This window comes from Microbacterium sp. MPR-TSA4 (assembly GCF_058792815.1).
Map to the genome: position 1 here is coordinate 1 of NZ_JBXAFF010000082.1, position 5,270 is coordinate 5,270.

The window sequence follows — 5,270 nt, forward strand, 5'->3', positions numbered from 1 at the left end:
GCCCCGCGCCCGCCCCGCGCCCGCGCCGCGATCGCCGAGCCGCCACTGCCCGGCCGAGCCGCTATCCGGCGGGCCGGCCGAATCTTGGCGGCTCGGCCGAATCTTGGCGGTTCGCGACTTAGACTGACGACACCTCCTCATTGGTGAACGGAGTCGCCGTGCCCTCGCCGTGGTCATCGCGCCGCGAGGTCTCGCCCGAGACGTCGCGTCTGCTCATCGAGCGCGCGCACGAGGAGCTCGTGGGCGGCAACGTCGGCGATCCGCGGCTGGGTCAGATCCGCCCGCTCGTGCAGGATTCCTGGCGCCGGTCGCTGGCGCACCTGGTGGGGGCCGAAGGGCTGCCCCCGCTCGATCTGGGTGACGACGAGCTCGAGGCCTACCGGCGGGCGCACCCGCTCGCCGCCGCCATGGACATGATCCGCTCCCTGCTGCTGCCCGGCGGCGAGGACAGCGACTCGGGCGTCGTCGTCGCCGTGGGCGACGCCGTGGGACGACTCCTGTGGGTCGAGGGAGACCGGCGTGTGCGGTCGCTCACCGGCGACATGGGTTTCGTGGCCGGCGCGAACTGGTCGGAGGAGGCGGTCGGCACCTCCGCACCCGGCACGGCGCTCGCGCTCGGGCGATCGGTGCAGATCCACGGAGCCGAGCACTACAACCGGCTCGTCCAGCCGTGGTCCTGCACGGCTGCGCCCGTCTACGACCCCGAGACGCGCCGCGTGCTCGGGGTGATCGACGTCACCGGCGACAGCGATGCCGCCACGCCGCAGGCGCAGCTCCTCGTCGACGCGACCGCCCGCGCGGTGGAAGCCGAACTCCTCGTCGGGCGGCTGAGAGCGCGGGCTCAGGCTCCCGCACCGAGCCGCATCCGCCGCGCGGCACCGGCTCCGCGGGCGGCGACGACGATGCTCCGCGTCCTCGGGCGGGACAAGGCGCTCCTCGATGTCGCCGGCCCCGACAGTGCGACGGTGACCGAGCTGTCGGCGCGGCACGCCGAGATCCTCCTCATGCTCGCGGTGCACCGCGAGGGGTTGTCGGCCGAGCGCCTCGGGCAGCTCGTCTACGGCGAGGATGCCGCGGAGGGGACGCTGAGGCCCGAACTCGTCCGGCTGCGCAAGGTGCTGGAGCGGGTTGCGCCGCAGCTGGTCCCGGCATCCCGGCCCTACCGCCTCACCGCGGAGCTGCACACCGATGCGCATCAGGTCGTCGCGCTGCTCGGCCGGGGCGCGCACCGGGTGGCGCTCGCCGCCTACCGCGGGCGGGTGCTTCCCGATTCGGTCGCGCCCGGGGTGGAGGAGTTCCGCGACTCGGTGCGCCTGGCGCTGCGCGACGCGCTGATGACGGAGGCGTCTGTGGATGTCCTGCTCGCGTACGCCGACACCGACGACGGCGCCGAGGACGTCGAGGTCCTGCGTCTGGCCCTCGAGATGCTGCCGGCCCGCTCTCCCCGCCGCGCCGGGCTCGTCGCGCGGATCGAGAAGCTCGAGGCGTGAGCCCCGCCCCGGCGTGCACAACTCCGCCGGAGCTGCTGTTTCCGAGGTCTTCACACCGACGACGGCCCACGGAGGCGGAGCTGTGCATGCCGCCCCCGGCGGGGATGCCAGGATGGGCCCAGACGCCGTCACCGGCGCCGAGGGAGGATCGACATGACCGACGACGCGCCCACCCCCGACCTCGTGCGGCTCGCCGCCGTGCACGGCATCGCGACCGAGTACTGGTCGTTCTTCGGCGACCGGGTGCAGGTCCCGGCATCCACCCTCCGCGCGGTGCTCGCGGCCATGCGCGTCGACGCCTCGTCGGATGCTGCGGTCACGGCATCCCTCATCGCCGAGGAGGAGCGGGTGTGGCGCGAGCTGCTGCCCGCCTCGTTCGTGACGCGCGCCGGAGTCGGCGTGCTGTGGCTGCACGTCTTCGACGGGCACGACGTGACCGTGACGGTGGCTCTCGAGGACGGGGCGGTGCGCGTGCTCACGATCCCCGAGCAGCGGCCGGCCGCGCGTTTGGTGGACGGCATCCTGCGGTGGCGGGTCGAGATTCCGGTGCCCGACGACCTGCCGCTGGGGTGGCACACCGTGCGCGCGGAGCAGCGCCCGTTCGGCGGCGCCGAAGCCGACCGCACGGCATCCGCCCCGTTCGTGATCACGCCCGATCGCCTCGGCGACCCGCCCGCCCGTCCCGGACGTACGCGCGGCTGGGGCCTCATGGCGCAGCTGTACTCCGTCCGCTCACGGGCATCGTGGGGCCTCGGCGACTTCGCCGACCTCGCCGATCTCGCGGCGATCGCGGGCGAGCGCGGCGCCGACTTCCTGCTGATCAACCCCGTGCACGCGGCCGAGGTGACCAGTCCGATCGAACCGTCGCCGTACCGCCCCGCGACCCGCCGCTTCCTGGCGCCGCTGTACGTGCGCCCCGAGGACATCCGGGAGGTCGCTTACCTGACGCCCACCGAGCGCGCCGTCGTCGAGGCCGCCCGCGGTCCCGTCGCGGCGATGGACGACGACGCGGACCGCATCGATCGCGACGCGGTCTGGGCCGCCAAACGACTCGGCCTCGACGCGATCTTCGCGGTGCCGCTGACGCCGTCGCGCCGCGCCGAGCTCGATGCGTTCGCCGCGCGCGAGGGGCAGCCGCTGCAGGACTTCGCCCTGTGGTGCGCGCTCGAGGAGCACTACCTCGGTCGCGAGCGGCCCGTCGAGGTCGACGACATCCGCTCCCCGCTGGTCGCCGAGCTGCGCACGCGCCTGGCCGACCGCGTCGCGTTCCACGTGTGGCTGCAGTGGATCGCCGACCAGCAGGTCGCCGACGCGCAGGCCGCGGCGACGGCGGCGGGCATGGCGATCGGTGTCATGCATGACCTCGCGGTCGGCGTGCACCCCCAGGGGTCGGATGCGTGGTCGCTGCGGGAGATGTACGCCACCGGCATGGCGGTCGGCGCGCCGCCGGACATGTACAACCAGCAGGGCCAGACCTGGAACCAGCCGCCGTGGCTGCCGCGCGCGCTCGCCGAGGCCGGGTACGCCCCGCTGCGCGACATGATCCGCACGCTGCTGCGCCACGCCGGCGCCCTGCGCATCGACCACGTGATCGGGCTGTTCCGCCTGTGGTGGATCCCCGAGGGGCTGAGTCCCGCCGCCGGCACGTACGTCCGCTACGACCACGAGGCGATGATCGGCGTGCTGCTGCTCGAGGCCCACCGTGCCGGAGCGGTGCTCATCGGCGAGGATCTCGGCAACGTCGAGCCGTGGGTGCGCGAGTACCTGGCGGCGCGCGGCGTGCTGGGTACCTCGGTGCTGTGGTTCGAGCGCGAGGGCGACGGCTTCCGTCCGCCGGAGCAGTACCGCCGCTCGCTGCTGGCCACCGTGAACACGCACGACCTGCCCCCGACCGCGGGGTATCTGGCCGACGAGCACGTCGCCCTCCGCGCGCGGCTCGGTCTGCTGACGCGTCCGGTCGAGGAGGAGCTGGCCGACGCGGATGCCGAGCAGGCGACCATGCTGGCGCTGCTGCGCGACCGCGGGCTGCTGGGCGCCGACCCGTCGGAGGCGGAGGTGATCGAGGCCCTGAACGCGCTGATCACGGCATCCCCATCGCAGCTGCTCGGGGTGGCGCTGGTGGATGCCGTCGGCGAGCGCCGGGCGCAGAACCAGCCCGGGACCGACCGCGAGTACCCCAACTGGCAGATCCCGCTCGCGGGACCGGACGGTCGCGCCGTGCTGCTGGACGACCTGCGCGACCACGGCCGTTTCGTCGCTCTCACCCGCGCGGTCGATTCCCGGCTCTGAGCTCCGCGGCGGCGGGTGAGGCGGGGCCGGGTGAGGCGGGTCCGGCGGGTCCGGCGGGTCCCGCGGGTTCCGCGGGCTCGATCGCGGCCGTTCGTGGTCGCGTCAGCGTGCCGGCGAGCACGCCCACCACGACGAGCGCGAGGCCGACCATCTGCGCGGGTCCGAACGGTTCGTGCGCGAGCCACACGCCGAGCAGCACGCCGGTGACGGGGTTGAGCAGTCCGATCACCCCGACGACCGCACCGGGAAGGCGGGCGAGGCCCGTGAACCACGCCGCGTAGGCGATCGCCGTGGCCACGAGGATGACGTACGCGAACCCGAGCAGCGCCGGTCCGTCCAGGGCGGGCGGCGCGCCCTCGACCGCGATAGCGAGGGGCGCGACGACGAGGGAGCCGGCGATGAGTTGCCACGCCGTCATCGTCAGCGGCGGGATGTCGGCACCCCAGCGGCGCGTGAGGACGAATCCCAGCGACGAGGAGAGCATGGCCAGCACGGATGCCGCGATGCCCCAGCCGTCGGCCTCGCCGCCGCCCGGCTGCAGCATGACGATGACGCCGAGGATGCCGAGCACCGCTCCGGCGGCGGCGCGCAGGGCGGGGCGCTGGCCGAGGACGATCCAGCTCAGCACGATCAGCGCGGCGGCCGACGTCGACATGATCGTGGCCGCGAGGCTCGTCGCCAGGCGCTGCGCGGCGACGTAGACGAGGACGTTCAGCCCGCCGACCGTGAGCGCGCCGAGCACGACCGACCGCCACCACCACGCCCCGCGCGGCAGTCGCCGGGTGACCAGCAGCACCAGCACCCCGGCCGGCAGGCACCGGATCACGGCGCCCCACAGCGCCGCGTCGGGCGGCAGCAGATGACGCGTCACGAAGTAGGTGCTCCCCCAGGCGACGGGGGCGATCGCCGTCACGAGAACCCATCGCATCCTTTTATCTTCCACGGAAGAGAATATAGCTTCCGCAGAAGGTAAAGTCGACGGCGTGCAGGATCACGTCGACCTCGTCCAGGAGCAGTGGCGCCGCGAACGCCCCGATCTCGATCCGTCGCCGCAGGGTGTGATCGGCCGCCTCCATCGTCTGGCCGCGGCGCTGACGGCGGAGCTGACCGCCGTCTACGCGCAGTTCGGACTGAGCGAGGCGGAGTTCGACCTCCTGGCATCCCTTCGCCGCGCCGGTGCGCCGTACGAGCTGCCGGCGGGCGAACTGGCCGACCACACGATGGTCACCACCGGCGGGCTCACCAAGCGCGTCGACCGCCTGATCGACCGCGGCCTCGTCGTCCGCACGGATGCCGACGACGACCGCCGTCGGCGCCTCGTGCGCCTCACCCCCGAGGGCGTCGATCTCATCGACCGCGCGTTCACGGCGCACCTCGCCAACGAGCACCGCCTGGTCGCGCTCCTGCCCGCGGGCGACGCCGACGCCCTGCGCGACGCCTCCCGCCGCTGGCTCGCCGCCCTCGCCCACGACTGACCCCCGGCATCCGCCC

General features: G+C 73.9%; 4 protein-coding genes. 3 read left to right on the forward strand and 1 reads right to left on the reverse strand.

What is annotated here, in order from left to right; genetic code table 11:
* The first annotated feature begins 158 nt into the window (after positions 1-158).
* Together AC1Q49_RS15970 and malQ are read left to right on the forward strand one after the other, a co-directional pair.
* Positions 159-1,490, forward strand: coding sequence for a GAF domain-containing protein (locus AC1Q49_RS15970; protein WP_060960847.1), 1,332 nt, complete (start codon positions 159-161; stop codon positions 1,488-1,490).
* Between the two features lie 153 nt (positions 1,491-1,643).
* Complete coding sequence (gene malQ, locus AC1Q49_RS15975; RefSeq protein ID WP_492493375.1) at positions 1,644-3,779, forward strand: 4-alpha-glucanotransferase; 2,136 nt, start codon at positions 1,644-1,646, stop codon at positions 3,777-3,779.
* On the opposite strand, the gene AC1Q49_RS15980 is transcribed toward malQ, so the two are convergent.
* Positions 3,751-4,707, reverse strand: coding sequence for a DMT family transporter (locus AC1Q49_RS15980; RefSeq protein ID WP_492493378.1), 957 nt, complete (start codon positions 4,705-4,707; stop codon positions 3,751-3,753). The two genes, malQ and AC1Q49_RS15980, sit on opposite strands and share 29 nt — an antisense overlap.
* A gap of 55 nt (positions 4,708-4,762) precedes the next feature.
* On the opposite strand from AC1Q49_RS15980, the gene AC1Q49_RS15985 reads away from it, so the two are divergent.
* A complete protein-coding gene (locus AC1Q49_RS15985) occupies positions 4,763-5,254 on the forward strand; it encodes a MarR family winged helix-turn-helix transcriptional regulator (RefSeq protein WP_061782369.1) in 492 nt (163 codons plus the stop codon).
* Positions 5,255-5,270: the final 16 nt, after the last annotated feature.

What these genes read in the sequence shown, in the direction of transcription:
- malQ (WP_492493375.1), top strand. Translation starts at nt 1,644, where the DNA reads ATGACCGACGACGCGCCCACCCCCGACCTCGTGCGGCTCGCCGCCGTG.
- AC1Q49_RS15980 (WP_492493378.1), bottom strand. Translation starts at nt 4,707, where the DNA reads ATGCGATGGGTTCTCGTGACGGCGATCGCCCCCGTCGCCTGGGGGAGC.